This window comes from Enterobacter sp. DTU_2021_1002640_1_SI_PRY_ASU_LCPMC_013 (genome assembly GCF_032389435.1).
Lineage (GTDB): Bacteria > Pseudomonadota > Gammaproteobacteria > Enterobacterales > Enterobacteriaceae > Enterobacter > Enterobacter hormaechei_C.
The window spans coordinates 1535492-1556693 of record NZ_CP135594.1; the positions used below are offsets into that span (position 1 = coordinate 1535492).

The following is a 21202-nucleotide window of genomic DNA, read 5'->3' on the forward strand; positions in this document are numbered from 1 at the left end:
AAAAGTAGAACGTTATGAAACAGGTACTTTTTGTTCGTCCCGACAGCCGCGAGTGCGGGAAAATAATGTGGTGTGAGTCCGGCAGCGAGCGCGTCGAGGTGGTCGACAGCCTGGAGATGCTGGCCGAACACCCCCTGGCTACGCGCGTTTGTCTCCTGTTGCCCGCCAGCGACATGATTTTCCGCCATTTTACGCTGCCGAAAAAGGTGGTTTCTCAGGCGATGGCCTTCTCGTGGATGGCGGAAGAGACGCTGATTGGCGACGTAGACAACCTGCACTGGACGGTACTCCACAAAAAAGGCGCCGACGTCGACGCCGTGGCCATTGACGCCGACCGCCTGCGCGCGGCATTAACCCGCTGTCAGGAGGCCGGATTAAACGTGATTCAGGCCCTGCCTGATGCCTGGCTGCTGCCCGTGACGGCAGGGGGCAGCACGCTGGTCGCGCAGGATGATGGCTACTGGCTGCGTTTATCGCCCCATGTGGCGGGTGAAATGGAGGCAACCCTGCTGCCGCTGTTAATGCAGAAAGCTGGGGTCGGGGAAGTGCGGTGCTACGGCGATGCGCCTGCGAAGGTGCACGTTGACGTGCAGCATACCTGGCAGCACCCACTGGCGCTGATCCAGCCGCAGTGGCAAACCTGTCGCGTTAACCTGCTTCACGGTGATTTCAGCCTCAAGGCCGGTCATGGGCGGGCGGCGAAAAGTATGAAAGCCGCGATGGTGACGGCGGGCGTGCTGTCTGTTGCTCTGCTGCTGGGGCCACGCATTGCGATGGCCTGGATGCTGGTGCAGCAGGAAAATCGGGTGCAGGAGGAGATCGTCCTGGTTTATCAGCACCATTTCCCCAGCATGCGCCAGCAGACCAATATCAAATATCACTTTGGTCAAAGCCTGAAAAAACAGAGTAAGGGGTTCTTTCTTCAGCTTGAGGAGCTGGAGAACGCCCGGCAGTCAGTTCCTGCGATGGAGATCGAACTGCTGGAGTACGATGCGCAGCAAAACACCCTGAAGCTGAGCGTCAGCGCGCAAAATCAGCCCGCGTTGCAGGCGTTTGTTAACCAGACCAGTGAGAATTTTGATTTTACCTTACAGCCTGTTTCAACAACCGAACCGTATACCGCCATGATCGCAGGGAAACATAAATGAAAGAGCGAATCGCGCAGCTGAAATCACGCTATCAGAATTACAGCGCCCGGGAAAAAATTATTTTAAAAATATGTGCCGTTGCCATTGTGGGGGCGGCGGTGTATTACACGGGAGTGATCCCCCTGGATAATATGATTCAAAATAGTAAATCGACGCTTAAAAGACAAAAAGAGACGCTTAACTGGATGCGCAGTGAAATTGATAAAAATCATCTTCAGGTCCAGATAGTCAAAACGAATAATCCGCGTACGGTGGTCGAGAATAGCGCCCATGAAATTAACCTTTCACTGACGGATGTGCGCCAGGAGGGGCAAACTTTATCGTTCGTGGTGAATCGGGTGAATGTTTATGAATTAAAAAGCTGGCTGCGTGAAATTAATCAGACCTCCGGCGTGAGACTGCAAAAAATAAACCTCACGCCGGTGGACCACCTCAGCGACGTGAAAGCGCAGGTGCAGCTCACCTGGTCAAGAAACGCATGAATACCTTTTCGCTGATGCGGGACGCCTGCCCGGTAGGGTTCCCGATAATGAGTGCGATCCTGGGCGGCATTGTGGGCAGTTTTCTTGGCGTTGTCGCCGAGCGCGTACCGGGGATGGTGATGGATGAGGAGGGGAGTGGCAATCTGCTCTTTCCGGCCTCGCACTGTCCGGTGTGCCAGCACGCGCTTGCCGCGTGGGAAAATATCCCGCTGCTCAGCTGGATGTTATTACGGGGACGCTGCCACCAGTGCGGGAGCGCGATCCCGCTGCGACTCTTTCTGGTCGAACTGGTCTCCGCGCTGTTTTTTGGCATCACGGCCTGGTGCATGCCGGACGTTCAGGCGCTGTTCTCTTTGTGGTTACTGGCGGCTTTTTTACTGCCGCTGGCCATGATCGACTGGCAGCATCAGTTGCTTCCGGACTGCCTGACCCAGCCGCTGCTGTGGGCGGGGTTAGTGCTCCATGCGTTTGACCACACGTTGCCGCTACGCGATGCGCTGTTCGGCGCGGTGGCGGGCTATCTGTCGCTCTGGCTGCTCTACTGGGCTTTTCGTCTGATCACGGGACGAGAAGGTGTGGGTTACGGGGATTTTAAGCTACTGGCGGCGCTGGGTGCCTGGTGCGGCTGGCAGGCGTTGCCCTCCATTGAACTGGCGGCAGCGCTAAGCGGTATTGTCGGTTATTTCGCCGTAAATAATTTAAATAAAAATAACCTCACTATTTCTTTTGGTCCTTATCTCGCCTTTGCTGGAATAGGGGTGTTTATGAGTCAGCAATTCGCTTTCACATTTTAAATATACAGGTCAAGATTTTTTATGAGTTTTTTCGATGGTAGAAGAGAAGGACGTCTCTTTATGCTCAGTGTATCGTAAAGGATATAAGCTACACGGAATCTGGGCTTGTATCTTTTAATGGAGGAATACAACGCAGCAACAATTTTTTTGTTCACGACACTCACGTTGGTTAAATACGCATTACGCGAAACGCATCCATGATCTCACGGAAGACATGGGTTATTACGTTACGAATAAATTTATCAGGAAATAAAAATGAAATTTATGAAGCCAAAATATCTGGCGCTCTTTATTGCGGCGGCAACCAGCTCCGCATTTGCAGCAGCGCCAGGTGCACCGACGATCGGCTATGGCAATGACAAATTTGCCCTGGTGGAAGTGGATCAGGCTGCCCAGGATTATAACAATCTTGTCAAAGTGCATAACGATGGCGTGGATGTAAAAGTTGAGTGGAACGTCTGGAGTGGTGATGCGCCAACTTCTGCGAAAGTTCTGCTGGACGGACAGACCGTATGGACCGGCGCAGCCGGCGCGACGGGCTCTGCAACGTTTAAAGTGAAAAAAGGCGGGCGTTATCAGGAACAGGTTGAAGTCTGTAACGCCAGCGGCTGTGCGAAAAGCGCCAGCAAGCTGATTATTGTGGCAGACACCGACGGTAGCCACCTGCTGCCGCTGAATACGTCTCTCAAAGAGAATAACAAAGCGTTTGCGAAGCATACCGATAAAGTGGTTGCGGCCTACTTCCCGGAGTGGGGCGTTTATGACCGTAACTTCCCGGTTGATAAGATCCCTGCGGCAAACCTCAACCACATTCTGTACGGCTTCATTCCAATCTGTGGCGGTGACGGCATCAACGACGGCCTGAAAACCATTGAAGGCGGCAACAGCTTCCGCGTGCTCCAGAACGACTGTAAGGGCCGTCCTGACTATACCGTGGCGATCCACGACCCATGGGCTGCGCTGCAAAAACCACAGGCTGGCGTCTCCGGCTGGGACGACCCGTACAAAGGTAACTTTGGTCAGCTGATGGCGCTGAAAAAAGCGCATCCGGACCTGAAAGTGCTGCCATCTATCGGCGGCTGGACGCTCTCCGATCCCTTCTTCCACATGGGTGACCCGGCTATCCGCGCACGCTTTGTCTCTTCTGTGAAAGAGTTCCTCCAGACCTGGAAATTCTTTGACGGCGTGGATATCGACTGGGAATTCCCTGGTGGTGGCGGTGTGAGCGAAAATCTGGGTAACCCGCAGCAGGATAAAGCGACCTATACCGCACTGATGCACGACCTGCGCACCATGCTGAACGAGCTGTCTGCACAGACGGGACGTACCTATGAACTGACCAGCGCCATCGGTGCAGGCCGCGATAAGATCGAAGACGTGGATTACACTGCCGCTCAGCAGTACCTCGACCACATCTTCCTGATGAGCTATGACTTCTACGGCGGCTGGAGCAACACCGTTCTCGGCCACTAGGCGGCGCTGCGCGCGCCAGCATGGCGTCCGGACACTGACTACACCACTGAAAATGGCGTTAACGCGCTGCTTTCCCAGGGCGTACAACCGGGCAAGATCGTGGTGGGTGCGGGAATGTATGGCCGCGGCTGGACCGGCGTGCATGGCTACACCGGTAACAATCCTTTCACCGGCACCGCTACGGGTATGGTGAAAGGGACCTGGGAACCCGGCGTGGTTGACTATCGTCAGATCGTTAACGAATACAAAGGCAAACCAGGCTGGGAATACGGCTACGACGCTGATGCGGAAGCCCCTTACGTCTTCAACAAAACTACCGGCGACCTGATCACGTATGAAGATGCGCGTTCAACCACGGCGAAAGGTAAGTATGTTCTGGCGAATAAACTGGGTGGCCTGTTCGCATGGTCTATCGACTCTGACACCGGCGACATCCTGAACGCGATGAACGAAAGCCTGCTGGGCGGTGACGCTACGCCGGTTGATCCGGTGGTCACCAACCACGCGCCAATCGCGTCCTCTGCCGATCAGAACGTGTCTGGCCCGGTAACCGTCACGCTCGATGGCTCTGCTTCAAGCGATCCTGATGGCGATGCGATTACCTACAAATGGACTCAGGTCTCTGGTCCGTCTGTCACCATCACCAACAGCACCAAAGCGAAAGCGACCTTTAACGTTGCCGCCGCGACGTCCGACCAGACCATGGTGTTCCGCCTGACGGTGACCGATGCAAAAGGCCTGAGCAACGCGATTGATGTCCAGGTGGTGAACAAGGCGCCGAAAGCTAACCAGGCACCGGTTTTAAACCCAATGGAAGCGATCACGCTTGAATCAGGTGAAACCTATGCGCTGCATGCCCAGGCCGCGGATCCAGACGGAGATGCGCTGACCTACGCCTGGAGTGTACCAGCAGATATGCACGCTACCGGGACTGACTCCGCGAACGTGAACATCACTGCGCCGGAAGTAAGCTCGACGTCTACCTACACCCTGAGCGTGGTTGTGAGCGACGGTAAGACCAGCGTGCAGTCTAACGTCCAGGTCACCGTGAATCCGAAAGCGGCGCCTGCACCTGTGCCAGCTGACGAAGACACTAACCCGGCGGATGACGTTACCCCTCCGGCTGATGATGTGACTCCACCGTCTGACAAAGGGAGCTGCGATGCACCTGTGGATGCTAATGCCAGCAAATATGCGGCGTGGGAATCCAGCAAAATCTACAACGGTGGCGATACCGTAAGCTTCGACCATCTGGTGTGGAAAGCGAAGTACTGGACTCAGGGCAATCAGCCTGGCTTCGGTGTGGATGCATGGGAGCTGGTGAGCAACGTGAAGATGAACTGGCGTTCTGACCTGGTCTACAACGGCGGCGACACCACCACCTATGAAGGAAACGTTTACCGTGCGAAATGGTGGACCCGTGGTGATAATCCAGCCAACAGCGACGTATGGGTAAAAGAAGGCGCATCAACAGATTGCAAATAATCTAACCCATTAATGACTCCCCCTTTTAGAGGGGGAGTGATTCAAAATTCATTTTACAGGATGTTGGTAAGGAGAAATAACCGAAACTGTCAGCAGGTAAAAATGAAAAAGTTGATTTTGTTGTTATTGATAATAAGCCAAAGCGCTCCGGCAAACTGTTGGAATAAAGCGGCGCATTATTATCATGTCGACCCTTATTTACTGTATGCGATAGCGAATGTGGAATCCGGAATGAATCCGTATGCGGTTGGGCAAAACCGCGATGGCACGCGGGATGTCGGGCTGATGCAAATCAACAGTTCGCATTTTACCGCGCTGGAAAGCAGAGGAATCGACGAATACCGATTAATCACGGAGCCGTGTACCTCGATCATGGTCGGGGCTTCTATCCTCGCCGGGATGATCAGGGTGTATGGCTATAACTGGGAAGCCGTTGGCGCGTATAACGCCGGACTAAAAAAAGAAAATTATCCGCAGAGGATGAAATATGCCCATAAGGTCTGGGCCAAATATCAGCAACTGAAATTAGCAGCACGTTATTAACGTTTTTTATTTTTGAAGAATTCCTGAAGGTGTTCTTCGAAAAGTGAAAACAGCTGAATGTGGTTTATGTATTAACGGAGTAATACCTAAGCCGGGATTTTAACATTTAATTTTAAACGAACAGGAAAACTGAAATGAACAAAAGGACGTTACTGAGTGTACTCATTGCGGGAGCCTGCGTGGCGCCACTCATGGCTCAGGCTGCTAACCTGAAGGAGACCAGCAGTGAGCCGTACACCATCAAAGCCAGCGATCTGGCGAAGAAAGAGAAGGAACTGACGGACTTCCCGCTGATGGCTTCGGTTAAAGAGACCATCCAGACGCTGGATAACGCGCAGGTTGAACTGATTGAGCCAGGCCGGGCGGCGAACCCGGACAACGTTAAGCGCGTTGAAGGGATTGTGAAAGCCAGCGACTGGGAATATCTCTTCCCGCTGCGCGCGCAGGCCTATACCTACAGCAACTTCCTGAAGGCCGTGGGTAAATTCCCGGCGCTGTGTAAGACCTACAATGACGGTCGTGACAGCGACGCTATTTGTCGCAAAGAGCTGGCCACCATGTTTGCCCACTTTGCCCAGGAGACCGGTGGCCACGAAAGCTGGCGTCCGGAAGCCGAATGGCGTCAGGCGCTGGTCCACGTGCGTGAAATGGGCTGGAGCGAAGGGCAGAAGGGCGGTTATAACGGCGAATGTAACCCGGAGGTCTGGCAGGGGCAGACCTGGCCTTGCGGTAAAGATAAAGACGGCGATTTCCTGAGCTACTTCGGTCGTGGGGCGAAACAGTTGTCCTACAACTACAACTACGGCCCATTCTCTGAAGCGATGTATGGCGACGTGCGTACGTTGCTCGACAAACCCGAGCTGGTGGCGGACACCTGGCTGAACCTGGCGAGTGCAATCTTCTTCTTCGCCTATCCGCAGCCGCCAAAACCAAGCATGTTGCAGGTGATCGACGGTACATGGCAGCCGAACGATCACGATAAAGCCAACGGTCTGGTTCCGGGCTTCGGTGTGACCACCCAGATCATCAACGGCGGCGTTGAGTGCGGCGGCCCGACTGAAATTGCGCAGTCTCAAAACCGTATCAAGTACTACAAAGAGTTTGCGAACTACCTGAAAGTGCCTGTTCCGGCGAACGAAGTGTTGGGTTGCGCCAACATGAAGCAGTTCGACGAAGGTGGCGCAGGCGCCCTGAAGATTTACTGGGAACAGGACTGGGGATGGAGCGCGGATACCCCGGACGGCAAAACCTACTCTTGCCAGCTGGTGGGCTACCAGACCCCGTTCAGCGCATTTAAAGACGGTGACTACAGCAAGTGCGTGCAGCACTTCTTTAACGTGAAAATTGTTAACGACGAGGGTTCTTCCGAGACCCCGGACGAAACGCCGGTCACGCCAACACCGACGCCATCCGACGATGCAACGCCGGCACCAACCCCAACGCCGGATGAAACGCCGGTTGTGGTGAACCACGCGCCGGTTGCGCAGATTGCCGGTCCGATCGGTGCAGTGGAAGCAGGTGCGCAGGTTTCTCTGAGCGCCGAAGGCTCAACCGATCCAGATGGTAACCCGCTGACGTATACCTGGCGTTCCCAGGATGGTCAGACTGTTACCGGTCAGGACAAAGCGGTTGTGACCTTTACAGCGCCAGAGTCTGCGACGGCGCAGCAGTATGAAGTAAGCCTGACCGTCAGCGATGGCGAACTGAGCAGCACCACGTCTTACCTGCTGAACGTGAAAGCGAAAGCGGCAACGCCATCCGGAGAAGATACGTCTTACCCGGCATGGAGCGCGAACAGCAAGTACAACGCCGGTGATATCGTGAACAACCACGGTAAACTGTTCCAGTGCAAACCGTTCCCGTACAGCGGCTGGTGTAACAATGCGCCGACGTACTATGAACCTGGCGCAGGTCTGGCATGGGCTGAAGCCTGGACGGCGTTATAAACAGCAAACGGCAACCCCCAGGGTTGCCGTTTTAGTGTCTGCTCTTTCCCCTCACCCCAAGGGGGCGAGGGGACAGTACGGTGCAGTTGTAGGCCCGGTAAGGCGCAGCCGCCACCGGGCAAAAGGCTAACGATGAAGTTTCCCGTGATCCCGTAACCACGCCGCCGTACGCACTATCCCTTCATCCAGCGATACAATCGGTTTATATCCCAGCTCGTTCTCCGCCCGCGAAATATCCAGCGTAAAATCAAAGTTGAGCTTCGACACACCGTAATGCGTCAGTGCAGGCTCTTTCGCCGATTTACTGCCAAAGCGCTCCATGCTGCGGGCAATCATGTCCAGCATCGGGTAGGGAACGGAACGGATCCGGCAGTCGATCTTTAACTCGTCAATCAGCCTTTGCACAATGCTGCGCAGGGTACAGGGTTCGCCGTTGGTGATGTTGTACGCGCGGCCCGACACCAGCTTATCGCATTCCGACTGGCTCGCCAGCCACATGGCGTGAACGGCATTTTCGTAATAGGTCATGTCCACCAGCGCATCGCCGCCGCGCGGTAACAGCACGCTGCCGTAGTGGTGCATCATCTGGGCCAGTCGCGGGATAAAGACTTTGTCGTGCGGCCCAAACAGGCTCTGCGGACGCAGCACGGTAAAGCGGGTGTGCGGGTTTGACTGGGCCAGCAGGTCGATCACCTCTTCGCCCGCCGCTTTACTGCGGGCAAACTCACAGGCGAAGCGCGCCGGGCGGAAATCTTCCTGAATATCACGATGGTGGTGATAGTCGAAATAGAGCGACGGGGAGGAGATATGAATAAAGTTACGCACGCCCCAGGCGACGGCCCATTCGCCCAGACGACGCGTGGCGCGCACGTTAGCGAGATCAAAGGCTTCCTGGGTACCCCACGGAGAGGTAAAACTGGAGCAGTGCCACAGCGTATCGATACCGGCGAGCATCACCTTGGCCTGAGAGGAGACCAGCTCCGTCAGATCGGCATGGACAAATTCAGCGCCCATTTTTTGCAGGAGCTTACCCATCGCCTCATTGCGACCGGTGGCCCTCACGCTGATGCCTTTGTTGCGCAGAAACTCGACCGCATTTCGGCCTAAACCGCTGGTCGCCCCGGTAACCAGTACCTTCATAACAATCCACTGTGTTGAAAAGAATTTCGTGCGCATTCTTTCGTGAATTACGATGTGTTGCAATGGGAAAGGTGAAAGATTAAGAGTTTTATTTAGTTATTTTCCCGCTTTTCTTCTGCCAGTTGCGCAATCCGTTTCGCCATTCCGCGGAAGATAAACAGGTGTGCCGGGATCATCAGCAACCAGTAAAATAGACCCGGCATTCCGTGCGGATGCCACCATGCCCGAACGTCCAGTTCACGATGGTCGCCGTTGTCCTTGAGGGTGAAGCAGAGCCGCCCCAGCCCCGGTGCCTTCATGCCAAACAGCAGCGCCAGCTGTTTTTCCGGCTCAACAATAATCACTTTCCAGCTGTCGACGGTATCGCCCACCTTCAGCCAGGGATGGGCAGGGCGGCCTTTTGCCAGCCGGTGACCGACCAGCAGGTCCAGCGCGCCGCGCGTTTGCCACAGAATATTGCCGAAGAAATAGCGCTCTTTGCCGCCGATCTGGTTCACAACTTCCCACAGCGCTGCCAGGCTGGCCGTGGTTTTTACCGTACAGCCCGCCTGTTTCGGATAATAGCCGTACTCGGGCCGCCAGCGGGCAAACGCCTGCGCGTCATAACCCCAGTCGCTGGAGTTCACCAGCTTCTCTTCCTCTTTCAGCGTGTTGCGCACCGCGTCGTCAAAGCGGATGAGTTCCTGGGGAATTAAGGCGCGCAGCGCGCGATCGTCCGCCAGCAGATCGTGCTTCAACCCCTGGATAAGCGCTTTGGCGGTCGTCGGCGGCACGGAGGTGATCACATTCAAAAACCACACCGATATCCAGCGGGTCGGGAAGGGGACGGGGATCAGCCAGCGGTGGCGGCCACTCACCCGCATAAAATGTTCGAACTGCGCCTGATAGCTCAGCACTTCCGGACCTGCCGCCTCCAGCACGCGATGCTGCTCCGCCGGGTGATCCAGCAATGCCACCAGATAATGGAGTAAATTCTCCAGCGCAATGGGCGTGGTGCGCGAGCGTACCCAGCGCGGCGGCGTCAGCACAGGCAGGTTGTAGACCATATCGCGCATCACTTCGAACGCGGCGGACCCCGCGCCGACGATGATCCCTGCCCGCAGTTCGGTAACGGGGATACGGGCGCTTCGCAGCGTTTCTGCCGTCAGCTGTCGGGCGCGCAGATGGTCCGACTGCTCGTGCTCAGGCGCCTGGAGCGAGCTTAAAAAAATCACCTGCTTCACCGGCGTTTGCAGCAGCGCATCACGAACGTTCATCGCCACCTGACGCTCGTGGGCGATAAAATCGCCGCCTTCGCCCATGCTGTGGACAAGGTAGTAAAGCGTATCGACCCCTTCCAGCAGCGCAGGAAGCGCTTTCGGCCAGCTAAGGTCAACGTTGTGACACGTCACGCCAGGCAAATGTAGCTTTTGCAGGCGTTCCGTGTTGCGTGCCGCTGCCAGCACCTGGTGCCCCTGCTGGCTTAACGCAGTGGTCAGATGCTGACCGATATACCCGCTGGCGCCGAGCACCAGAATACGTTGCGGCACGGTATTCTCCTTAACGCTGTAAAAACGCCTGCCAGTGTTTCACCACCTCGGTCAGCTGCTCGCGGTTAACGTCAAGATGCATCACCAGCCGCACGACCGGAGAGGCGTTAATCAGCACGCCTCGGGCTTTCATAAAGTCGCCCAGCGCGGCAGCATGCTCATCGCCGACGCGGACAAACAGCATGTTGGTGTCGTGACGCATGACATCAGCGCCGATTTCACGCAGCTGCGCTGCCATCCACGCCGCATTGTCGTGATCGTCTTTCAGGCGTGACACGTTATTTTTCAGGGCGTACAGTCCGGCAGCCGCCAGAATACCCGCCTGACGCATCCCGCCGCCGGTCATTTTGCGCCAGCGGTTGGCGCGCCTGATGTAGTCCGCGCTGCCAACCAGCAGAGAACCTACCGGCGTACCCAGCCCTTTAGAGAGGCAAATGGTGAACGAGTCGCAATATTGGGTGATCTCTTTCAGCTCGCAGCCGTACTCCACCACGGCGTTGAAGATACGTGCGCCGTCAACGTGCAGGCCGAGCTTACGCTCGCGGGTAAAGTCCCATGCCGCTTTCAGGTATTCGCGCGGCAGGACTTTACCGTTATGGGTGTTTTCGAGGCTCAGCAGTTTAGTGCGGGCGAAGTGAATATCGTCGGCTTTGATTTTCGCCGCGACTTTGTCCAGCGGCAGCGTACCGTCCGGCGCGGCATCGATCGGCTGCGGCTGGATGCTGCCAAGCACCGCCGCGCCGCCGGCTTCGTACAGGTAGTTATGCGCCCCCTGCCCGACGATATACTCTTCGCCGCGCTCGCAGTGGCTGAGCAGTGCCACCAGGTTAGCCTGCGTGCCGGTGGGCAGGAACAGGGCAGCCTCTTTACCGCTCAGCTCTGCCGCATAGCGCTGGAGTTCGTTGACCGTCGGGTCATCGCCGTAGACGTCGTCCCCGACCGGGGCGGCCATCATCTCTTCGAGCATGGCGCGGCCCGGACGGGTAACGGTATCACTACGTAAATCAATCATTTCACATCCCTTTAATTTAAGAGGTCTTGTGAAATGTTTTACCTGAGCCAGTTGGTTTTTGCCAGTTCGATCACTTCGTCACCGCGCCCGCTGATGATGGCGCGCAGCATGTAGAGGCTAAAACCTTTGGCCTGTTCCAGCTTGATTTGAGGCGGGATCGCCAGCTCTTCTTTGGCGACCACCACATCCACCAGCACCGGGCCGTCGATGGCGAAGGCGCGTTGCAGGGCGTCGTCCACCTCTGAGGCTTTCTCCACCCGAATACCGGTGATACCGCAGGCTTCGGCGATGCGGGCGAAGTTGGTGTCGTGCAGTTCGGTGCCGTCCGTGAGGTAGCCTCCGGCCTTCATCTCCATTGCCACGAAGCCCAGAACGCTGTTGTTAAAGACCACGATTTTGAGCGGAAGCTTCATCTGCGCCACCGACAGGAAATCCCCCATCAGCATACTGAACCCGCCGTCGCCGCACATCGCCACCACCTGACGTTCCGGTGCCGTCGCCTTTGCACCCAGCGCCTGCGGCATGGCGTTGGCCATTGAGCCATGGTTGAACGACCCAAGCAGGCGACGTTTGCCGTTCATTTTCAGATAGCGCGCGGCCCAGACGGTGGGCGTTCCTACGTCGCAGGTGAAGATGGCATCGTCGTCGGCGAAGTGGCTGATCTGCTGCGCCAGATACTGCGGGTGGATCGCTTTTTCGCTCGGTTTGGCGAGATCGTCCAGCCCCTTGCGCGCATCGCGATAATCGCTCAGGGCTTTATCGAGGAATTTGCGGTCCGTTTTTTCTTCCAGCAGCGGCAGCAAGGCGGCGAGGGTGGATTTGATATCGCCGATAAGCGCCATATCCACCTTGCTGTGCGCGCCGATGCTGCCGGGATTAATGTCGATCTGGATAATTTTGGCATCCGTCGGGTAGAACGCGCGGTACGGGAACTGGGTGCCGAGCAGGATCAGCGTGTCGGCGTTCATCATGGTGTGGAAGCCGCTGGAAAAACCGATCAGCCCGGTCATGCCGACATCGTACGGGTTATCGTATTCAACGTGCTCTTTCCCGCGCAGGGCGTGCACAACTGGCGCCTTCAGCTTACCGGCAAATTCCACCAGCTCTTTATGCGCGCCGGCGCAGCCGCTGCCGCACATCAGGGCGATATTGCTGGAGTATCGCAGCAGCTGAGCCAGCTTTTTCAGCTCTTCATCGGCAGGGGTAATGGTTGGCTGTGGCGCAGAGTACCAGTGGGTGGTGGCGGTTTCAGGTGCTGCCTTCAGCGCCACGTCCCCCGGCAGCACAACCACCGAAACCCCGCGATTCAGGATCGCCTTACGCATGGCTATCGCCAGCACCTGTGGGATCTGCTCCGGCGATGAGACCAGCTCGCAATAGTGGCTGCATTCACGGAACAGCTCCTGCGGATGCGTCTCCTGAAAATAGCCGCTACCGATTTCAGATGACGGAATGTGAGCCGCAATCGCCAGCACCGGAACATGGTTGCGGTGACAGTCGAACAGACCGTTGATGAGGTGCAGGTTTCCCGGTCCGCAGGAACCTGCACAGACGGCGAGTTCACCCGTAAGCTGCGCTTCGGCACCGGCGGCAAAGGCGGCGACTTCTTCATGGCGGGTGGGCATCCACTCAATAGTTTTCATCTTGTTAAGGCTATCGCTGAGTCCGTTCAGAGAATCGCCAGTGACGCCCCAGATACGCTTTACGCCAGCCTGCTCAAGGGTTTTCGCTATGTATGCAGCCACGGTTTGTTTCATGGTTGTCCGTCTCCTTTATGTGATATCGCTTACAAGCTTAGAAGAAAGTCGCTGTATTGCCTGCTCAGTATTCCTTAAGTACAGGTGGTTTTTCTGCGCGACGCGCCTGGCAAAGTCTAAAAATAACGGGCTGCCGTACAGGCAGTAGGCACAATGTAGGCCGGGTAAACGTAGTGCCACCCGGCAAAAAGCCCGGTGGCGCTGACGCGTACCGGGCCTACAGGGGTTCCAAAGGCAATTGCGCTGGCCTGCACGGACAAAAAAGCCCGGTGGCGCTGACGCTTACCGGGCCTACAGGTGAACTACGACAGATTATGCGAGCACAAGATCGCCCTGCGGATGGCACGAACATGCCAGCACATAGCCCTCTGCGATTTCCGCGTCGGTCAGCGTCATGGTGCTGGTGACCGTGTACTCACCGGAAACCACTTTGGTCTTGCAGCAACCGCACACCCCTGCACGACAGGCCGCTGCCACCGGTACGTTGTTGCTTTCCAGCGCTTCAAGCAGCGTGGTGCCCACGCGGCCAAAGAAGGTCTGCGCCGGTTGCAGCTTCGTAAACTTCATCCCGCTGGTCGCCGCTGCCGCTACAGGCGTGAAGAACTGCTCTTTGAAGAAGCGGGTCACGCCGAGCGCTTTCACTTCTTTCTCCACGATCTCCATGTATGGCGCCGGGCCGCAGGTCATCACGATGCGGTTCGCAATATCCGGCACGCTTTGCAGCAGCTCGCGGCTCAGGCGCCCCGCGACAAAACCGTGAGTCGCGTTGTGCTCAGCCACCAGCGTCACCGGATAGTTGCGCCATTCTTCGGCAAAAATCACATCTTCCGGGGAACGCACGCTGAAAATCACCTGCACGTCGGCCTGAGGACGGTATTTCGCCAGCCAGCGACGCATCGACATTATCGGCGTCACGCCGCAACCCGCCGCCAGCAGCAGGAATTTATCTTCCGTCTTGTCGTCACAGGTAAACTCGCCCTGCGCGTCGGACAGCCAGATGTAGTCCCCGCGCTTCACGTCGCGAGTCAGCCACTGAGAGCCCGCGCCGTCATCAATGCGGCGGATGGTCAGCGTAATGTACTCGCTCACGCCCGGCGTTGAGGAGATCGTGTAAGCGCGCAGGGTGTCCGCAGAATTGCGGACGCTGACCAGCGCATACTGACCTGCACGGTACGGGTAGTAGTCGTGGCACAGCAGCGACAGCGTCCACACATCCGGCGTCTCCTGATGGATGTGATGAACCTGCATCCGCCACGGGCATTGTGGGGTTGGCATGGTCATGAATCTCTCCTTACGCGCTCAGCAGCTGCTTCATATCGTCTTCTACATTTGTTACTGAACGCAGACCGAATTTCTCGTTCAGCACCGCCAGCAGGTCTGGCGTCAGGAAGCCTGGCGCGGTCGGGCCGGTCACGATATTGGTGACGCCGAGAGAGAGCAGGGTCAGCAGGATGACAATCGCTTTCTGTTCAAACCATGAGAGCACCAGCGACAGCGGCAGATCGTTCACGCCGCAGCCCAGTTTCTCCGCCAGCGTGACCGCCAGAATAATGGCTGAATACGCATCGTTACACTGACCAGCATCCACCAGGCGCGGCAGACCTTCGATGTTGCCGAAGTCCAGCTTGTTGAAACGGTACTTACCGCACGCCAGGGTCAGGATCAGACAGTCTTCCGGTACGCGGGTGGCGAAATCGGTGAAGTAGTTACGTTCCCCGCGCGCGCCGTCACAGCCGCCGATCAGGAAGATGTGACGCAGTTTTTCACGGCTGACGAGGTCAATCAGGGAATCCGCCGCACCCAGCAGAGTTTCACGACCAAAACCGACGGTGATGAGGTGCGGAATTTCGCTGTACGGGAAGCCTGCCATCTGCTGCGCCTGAGCGATAACCGGACCGAAATCGTCGCCTTCAAGGTGGCTCACGCCCGGCCAGCCGACGATGCTGCGGGTCCAGATACGGTCGTCATACGCGCCGACGGTCGGGTCGATGATGCAGTTAGAGGTCATGACGATTGGGCCAGGGAAGCGGGCGAACTCCACCTGCTGGTTCTGCCAGCCGCTGCCGTAGTTACCGATCAGATGCTTAAATTTACGCAGCTCCGGGTAACCGTGCGCAGGCAGCATTTCGCCGTGGGTATAAACGTTAACGCCGGTGCCTTCGGTCTGCTTCAGCAGGTTGTAGAGATCTTTCAGGTCATGACCGGAGATCAGAATGCATTTGCCTTCGGTTGCTTTGACGTTGACCTGCGTTGGCGTTGGGTGGCCGTAGGTGCTGGTTTCACCGGCATCCAGAATGCTCATCACTTTGAAGTTCATCTGGCCGATTTCCATCGAGCATTCCAGCAGGGCGTTCATATCGGAAGGCCAGGTGCCCAGCCAGGCCATGATTTTGTGGTACTGGGCGTAAATAGCGTTGTCGTACTGGCCGAGTACGTGCGCGTGTTCCATATAGGCCGCAGCACCTTTCAGACCGTACAGGCACAGCAGGCGCAGGCCGAGAATGTTTTCGCCAATCGCCGCTTTGTCTTTATTGGGAGTAAATTCTGCGGCCTGACGCTGTAGCTCGCCCAGGTCGTCGCTCACCAGCTGTAGCTCCGCCATCGGGTTGTCCACGCGGGCGCTGGCGTCGGCATTCAGGCACTGCGCTTTCAGGGCTTCACGCAGGGCAATCGCTTCGCGGGCATAGCCCACAATGCGTGGAGAATCGAAGTTAACGTTGGTCAGCGTGGAGAAAAATGCGCGCGGCGCAAAGCTGTCGACATAGTGATCAACAATGCCATATTCACGGGCTTTGAAGGCCCAGGCGGACAAGCCTTGCAGCGCCGCAATCAGCAGATCCTGGAGATCGGACGTTTCTGCGGTTTTGCCGCACATACCCTGCGCGTAAGAGCAGCCGTTGCCTGCTGGGGTACGGATGGTTTGTTCACATTGCACACAAAACATAATCACACCTGTTAAAGTTATATTTGAGATACATGTTTAAGGTTATGCCTGTGCCACAGCAGAGAAAAGTGCTTTCTTATACTAAGTGGAGGGTTATTGATTTAGCGCAATTTTGGCGGCAGGTTCACTACCGCCAAAGCAGTATCAGGCTGAGAAGAACGCCATCAGAATGGGTACCAGCAGGCTCAGAATAAAGCCGTGTACGATGGCGGCAGGAACCATCTCCAGCCCTCCCGAGCGCTGTAACACCGGCAGGGTAAAGTCCATTGAGGTGGCCCCGCACAGGCCCAGCGCAGTAGAGCGGCTGCGGCGTACCAGGCCGGGGATCAGCATGATGGCTATCAGCTCGCGCGCCAGATCGTTAAAGAAGGCTGCGCTGCCGATTACCGGACCAAACGATTCGGTCAGCAGAATACCGGAGAGCGAATACCAGCCGAAACCGGACGCCATCGCCAGGCTGGTTTTCAGCGGCAGATCGAGAATAAAGGCGTTAATCACTCCCCCCGCCAGTGAGCTGGCCACAACGATAACGGCAACCATCATGCCCCGGCGGTTAAGGACAATCTGTTTCAGCGTCATGCCATTATTTCGCAGCTGAATACCAATCAGGAAGAGCAGGAAAATAAGCGTATATTCGCTGGCTTCCGTTGCGTGCTGTAAAAATGCCCAGCCGGTCAGACCCAGTAAAAAACCGAGTACCACCACGCCGCACAGTTTTAATGATTCCAGCGCCATCGCAATACGGGAGGGAAGCTTTTCCTGATGGTGGTGATTTTTCCAGGGAATAGTGCGTTCCAGCCAGAACAGCGCAGCAATATTGCACAGCAGAATAACCACTACCGTAACCGCAGAATAATGCAGGATGGAAAGCAAGTTCGTCGCCAGATTATCCAGGAAGGCCAGGCTGATCCCCATAAAGAACAGAATGACGTAAACAATCCAGCTGAGAAAACGATTAATAAGCTTTAAGGCCGATTCATGACGCAGCGGAATAAGGTAGCCCACAATCAGGGGCAGAAGAATGATGAGGAGTCCTGAGAACATGAACAGCCGGTCCTTTTGAGTTTTCGTTAAGCGCCAGAGACACTACCCAATAAAGGCTGTGAGGTAAAGCTACAAAAAAAGCCGGGTGGAGGCTATGCCTTACCCGGCTTGTCTATTTGGGGTGGTGCGGCCTGATGCCCTCACCCCGGCCCTCTCCCACAGGGAGAGGGGGGAAAACCATTAATCGCGTTTTTCCAGCAGGGTGCGATACAGCACGCCGCCCAGAATACCGCCGATAATAGGCATCACCCAGAACAGCCACAGCTGTTCAAGCGCCCAGCCGCCCTGGAAAATAGCCACCGCGGTGCTGCGCGCCGGGTTAACGGAGGTGTTGGTCACCGGGATGGAGATGAGGTGGATCAGCGTCAGCGCCAGACCAATAGCGATGGGGGCAAAGCCCGCAGGCGCGTATTTGTCCGTTGCGCCGTGGATCACCAACAGGAAGCCTGCGGTGAGCACAATTTCAATCACGATGGCAGACAGCATCGAGTAGCCGCCTGGAGAGTGTTCGCCGAAGCCGTTCGACGCAAAACCGCTGGCTGCGGCATCAAATCCGGCTTTACCGCTGGCAATTACGTACAGCACCGCCGCGGCAATAATACCGCCAATAACCTGGGCAATAATATAGCCAATAATATCTTTCGCCGGGAAACGTCCGCCCGCCCATAATCCTAATGTGACGGCCGGGTTGAAATGACCGCCGGAAATATGCCCCACGGCGAATGCCATGGTTAATACAGTTAAACCGAATGCCAGCGCGACGCCGACAAAGCCAATACCTAATTCCGGAAATGCGGCTGCCAGTACTGCGCTACCGCAGCCACCAAACACCAGCCAGAATGTACCAAAGCATTCTGCCGCTAATTTTCTGAACATAACCACCTCAATAATAAACGTCCGCGCCCATTCCTGCGCGCGGGTTATATCGCCATAAAGGGATGACGACTCAAAGAGCCAGTATTTTGAAACCATCAACATCCCTTCGCCACTCAAATAAATTCACTAAATTTGATTTAAGGCAATGTGATGTCAATCCTTGTTCAGATCGGATGTAATAAGAGCATAGCCCAATAATTAAGGGGGCGTATATTCTGCTGTCGTGACCCACAGCCTGCCGCTATACTGCTGATAACTTGAAGGAAAAAGTGGCCGAATTGCGGGGGATGTATGCTACTCGAACGTGTGGAGATTGTCGGGTTTCGCGGGATTAACCGCCTGTCGCTACAACTGAAACAGAACAACGTCCTGATAGGCGAAAACGCCTGGGGTAAATCCAGCCTGCTGGATGCCCTGACGCTGCTGCTTTCGCCCGAAGAGAACTTGTACCACTTCGTTCATGATGACTTCTGGTTTCCGCCGGGGGATGTCAACGGACGCGAGAAACACCTGCATATCATTCTGACCTTCCGCGAATCCGAGCCCGGTCGCCATCGCGTGCGTCGTTTTCGCCCTATGTCGCCCTGCTGGGTGCCCTGTGAAGATGGTTTCCAGCGTATTTTCTATCGCCTTGAGGGCGAAATGGCGCAAAACGACGGGGTGTTAACCCTGCGTGAATTTCTTGATGAGAAGGGAAATCCGATCCCGCTCGATAATATTGACGAGCTTGCCCGCCATCTTATCCGCCTCTCCCCCGTGCTGCGCTTACGAGACGCGCGCTTTATGCGGCGGATCCGTAACGGCACCGTGCCGAATATGCCCGAGGTGGAGGTGACCGCCCGCGAACTGGATTTCCTCGCCCGTGAACTGGTCTCACGGCCGCAGAACCTCACCGACGGCCAGATCCGTCAGGGACTGTCTGCCATGGTGCAACTGCTGGAGCACTATTTCTCCGAGCAGGGAACGGGGCAGGCGCGCCACCGTCTGATGCGTCGCCGCTCGCACGATGAACAACGAAGCTGGCGCTATCTCGATATTATCAACCGCATGATCGACCGCCCCGGCGGGCGCACGCATCGGGTGATCCTGCTGGGATTATTCTCCACGCTTTTACAGGCGAAAGGGACGGTGCGCCTGGATCGGGACGCGCGCCCGCTGCTGCTGGTGGAAGATCCGGAAACGCGGCTGCACCCGATTATGCTTTCCGTGGCGTGGCATCTTCTTAATTTGCTGCCGTTGCAGCGAGTCACCACCACGAATTCCGGAGAGCTGCTCTCTCTGACGCCGGTGGAGTATGTCTGCCGCCTGGTGCGTGAATCGTCGCGGGTCACCGCCTACCGGCTCGGGCCCGGCGGGTTAAATGCCGAAGATGGCCGACGAATTGCGTTTCATATCCGTTTTAACCGTGCCTCTTCCCTGTTTGCCCGCTGCTGGTTGCTGGTGGAAGGGGAAACGGAAACCTGGGTGATAAACGAGCTGGCTCGCCAGTGCGGACACCACTTTGACGCCGAAGGGATCAAAGTGATCGAATTTGCTCAGTCTGGCTTAAAACCGCTGATCAAATTTGCGCGCCGGATGGGGATAGAGTGGCACGTGCTGGTGGATGGCGATGAGGCGGGTAAAAAATATGCGGCGACCGTGCGCAGCCTGCTCAATAACGATCGTGAAGAGGAGCGGGAACATCTGACCGCGCTGCCTGCGATGGACATGGAGCACTTTATGTACCGCCAGGGATTTGACGACGTCTTTCACCGCGTGGCGATGATCCCGGTGGATGTGCCCATGAATATGCGTCGGGTGATTGCCAAAGCTATCCATCGGTCGTCAAAACCGGATTTGGCCATTGAAGTTGCGACGGAAGCGGGCAGGCGAGGCGTGGAGTCGGTGCCCACGCTGCTGCGTAAAATGTTCTCCCGCGTCCTCTGGCTGGCTCGCGGGAGGGCCGATTAACGGGCAGTCGCCTGCGAAACCTGTTGGATCAGGCTATCAAGCAGGGTATAGCGGCGGCGGTATTCGGACCGTTTTTTACTCGCAATCTCTTCCATCGGTTTGCGTGGCATGGTCAGCGGCAGGGCAAAGTTGCCGTTATCCTGCTGCTGCCCGCCAAGGGAGCGCCAGAAGCTGTCATAGTCAGCCAGCAATTTTCCCTCTTTTTTCTTGCGATAGCGCCAGCTGCGGTAGATGTGGGTGGCGTTACTCACCGCGAGGATCTGCTCGACCGGGAAGGCGCCTGCCAGCGTCATGACCGCTTCAACCAGCAGACGTTTTGGGAACAGTCCGTGACAGGCTTTGGTCGCCAGCTGAATATGCTCGTGCGGGACATGCGCTTTCGCCCCCTGCATTCCGCCGATGAAGAGCGTTGACTTGCCCTGGTATGTGCACAGCGTAAAGGTCAGCTCGGCCAGCACCGTGTTCTGGTGGTCGCAAAAAGTGAGGGTCGCTTCCCCTTCTTTGTCCAGAAACGCATCCGCGCTCAGGCGAACGCTAAACTGCTGCTCCTCTTTGCCCGTTAACGTCACCAGCGTGATGCCATGGCTGGAGAAGTAGCCGTTCAGCAGCGACGCCGGAAGATGGCGGCTCATCATCTCATAGTGATCGTTCAATGCGTCCAGCGTAGTCTGACGGCCCATATTGACGGTCAGCCACGGCCGGTGCAGGCGGCACGGCAGGCCGGGCTGCACGCGCAGGATCTGCATCAGACGGGGCTGTTTTGCAAGGTTTCCGAGCAGGCGCGCAGTGGTGAACGGCGTTGCCAGCGAGCGCAACATAAACTTACGTCGATAGGCCGGATTTTGCCACGCCAGCCCCGGCGTGAGGGAACCCGAGGCCAGGCTTTTAAACAGTTGCCAGCCCGATTTAGGCTGGGGCAGCGTTGAATAAGGTGTATCGACGATGGAAGACATGTTAGATCCTGCTTCTGGTGGAATATCGCTATTTCAGCAGGCGCTTTATCAACATCGGGTAAACAATTCCCGACGATTACGGGGATCGGGGGTTTCGTTGAGGAGTGGTTTAGATAAAATCAACGG

The 21202-nt window shown here is 56.4% G+C and carries 15 protein-coding genes and 1 pseudogene; 7 read left to right on the forward strand and 9 right to left on the reverse strand.

All coding sequences use genetic code 11. The annotated features are described in order from the left end of the window. The first annotated feature begins 14 nt into the window (after positions 1-14). The 6 genes and pseudogenes from gspL to RS584_RS07320 all read left to right on the forward strand — a co-directional run bounded on the left by gspL (position 15) and on the right by RS584_RS07320 (position 7871). Positions 15-1148, forward strand: coding sequence for a type II secretion system protein GspL (gspL, locus tag RS584_RS07295; protein ID WP_315749166.1), 1134 nt, complete (start codon positions 15-17; stop codon positions 1146-1148). After that, positions 1145-1630 (forward strand): type II secretion system protein GspM, encoded by a 486-nt coding sequence (gene gspM, locus RS584_RS07300; RefSeq protein ID WP_047734150.1) that lies wholly within the window; start codon positions 1145-1147, stop codon positions 1628-1630. The genes gspL and gspM overlap by 4 nt, the downstream gene beginning before the upstream one ends. Next, positions 1627-2424, forward strand: coding sequence for a prepilin peptidase (locus tag RS584_RS07305; RefSeq protein ID WP_315749169.1), 798 nt, complete (start codon positions 1627-1629; stop codon positions 2422-2424). The genes gspM and RS584_RS07305 overlap by 4 nt, the downstream gene beginning before the upstream one ends. A 255-nt stretch (positions 2425-2679) precedes the next feature. Next, a pseudogene (locus tag RS584_RS07310) lies at positions 2680-5382 on the forward strand (glycosyl hydrolase family 18 protein). A gap of 102 nt (positions 5383-5484) precedes the next feature. Then, a complete protein-coding gene (gene iagB / locus RS584_RS07315; RefSeq protein WP_315749171.1) occupies positions 5485-5925 on the forward strand; it encodes a type III secretion system invasion protein IagB in 441 nt (146 codons plus the stop codon). A gap of 134 nt (positions 5926-6059) precedes the next feature. After that, positions 6060-7871, forward strand: coding sequence for a glycoside hydrolase family 19 protein (locus RS584_RS07320; RefSeq protein ID WP_315749173.1), 1812 nt, complete (start codon positions 6060-6062; stop codon positions 7869-7871). A gap of 126 nt (positions 7872-7997) precedes the next feature. Here RS584_RS07320 and RS584_RS07325 read toward each other — a convergent pair whose 3' ends face one another. The 8 genes from RS584_RS07325 to aqpZ all read right to left on the reverse strand — a co-directional run bounded on the left by RS584_RS07325 (position 7998) and on the right by aqpZ (position 18173). Next, positions 7998-9011: an NAD(P)-dependent oxidoreductase gene (locus RS584_RS07325; RefSeq protein WP_315749175.1), complete on the reverse strand. Its 1014-nt coding sequence runs from the start codon at positions 9009-9011 to the stop codon at positions 7998-8000. 92 nt (positions 9012-9103) lie between these two features. Next, positions 9104-10540, reverse strand: coding sequence for an SDR family oxidoreductase (locus RS584_RS07330; protein WP_315749177.1), 1437 nt, complete (start codon positions 10538-10540; stop codon positions 9104-9106). A 10-nt stretch (positions 10541-10550) separates the two neighbouring features. Beyond that, on the reverse strand, positions 10551-11552 hold the full coding sequence (gene ltaE, locus RS584_RS07335; RefSeq protein WP_022650711.1) for a low-specificity L-threonine aldolase: 1002 nt from the start codon (positions 11550-11552) through the stop codon (positions 10551-10553). A 38-nt stretch (positions 11553-11590) separates the two neighbouring features. After that, positions 11591-13309, reverse strand: a complete 1719-nt coding sequence (poxB, locus tag RS584_RS07340; RefSeq protein WP_032653119.1) for a ubiquinone-dependent pyruvate dehydrogenase — start codon at positions 13307-13309, stop codon at positions 11591-11593. 312 nt (positions 13310-13621) lie between these two features. Next, complete coding sequence (hcr, locus tag RS584_RS07345) at positions 13622-14590, reverse strand: NADH oxidoreductase (RefSeq protein WP_315749180.1); 969 nt, start codon at positions 14588-14590, stop codon at positions 13622-13624. Positions 14591-14600: 10 nt separating this feature from the next. Next, positions 14601-16253, reverse strand: coding sequence for a hydroxylamine reductase (gene hcp / locus RS584_RS07350; RefSeq protein WP_193041637.1), 1653 nt, complete (start codon positions 16251-16253; stop codon positions 14601-14603). A 144-nt stretch (positions 16254-16397) separates the two neighbouring features. Next, positions 16398-17297, reverse strand: a complete 900-nt coding sequence (locus tag RS584_RS07355) for a lysine exporter LysO family protein (RefSeq protein WP_015570988.1) — start codon at positions 17295-17297, stop codon at positions 16398-16400. A gap of 180 nt (positions 17298-17477) precedes the next feature. After that, complete coding sequence (gene aqpZ / locus RS584_RS07360; protein ID WP_026080729.1) at positions 17478-18173, reverse strand: aquaporin Z; 696 nt, start codon at positions 18171-18173, stop codon at positions 17478-17480. A 291-nt stretch (positions 18174-18464) separates the two neighbouring features. Between aqpZ and RS584_RS07365 the strand changes: the two genes are divergently transcribed. Further along, positions 18465-20123 carry an ATP-dependent endonuclease gene (locus RS584_RS07365; RefSeq protein WP_193041636.1) on the forward strand — a complete coding sequence of 553 codons (1659 nt, stop codon included), beginning with the start codon at positions 18465-18467 and terminating at the stop codon, positions 20121-20123. Here the strand turns inward: RS584_RS07365 and RS584_RS07370 are convergent. Beyond that, positions 20120-21076 (reverse strand): VirK/YbjX family protein, encoded by a 957-nt coding sequence (locus RS584_RS07370; protein WP_193041635.1) that lies wholly within the window; start codon positions 21074-21076, stop codon positions 20120-20122. The genes RS584_RS07365 and RS584_RS07370 overlap by 4 nt on opposite strands. Positions 21077-21202: the final 126 nt, after the last annotated feature.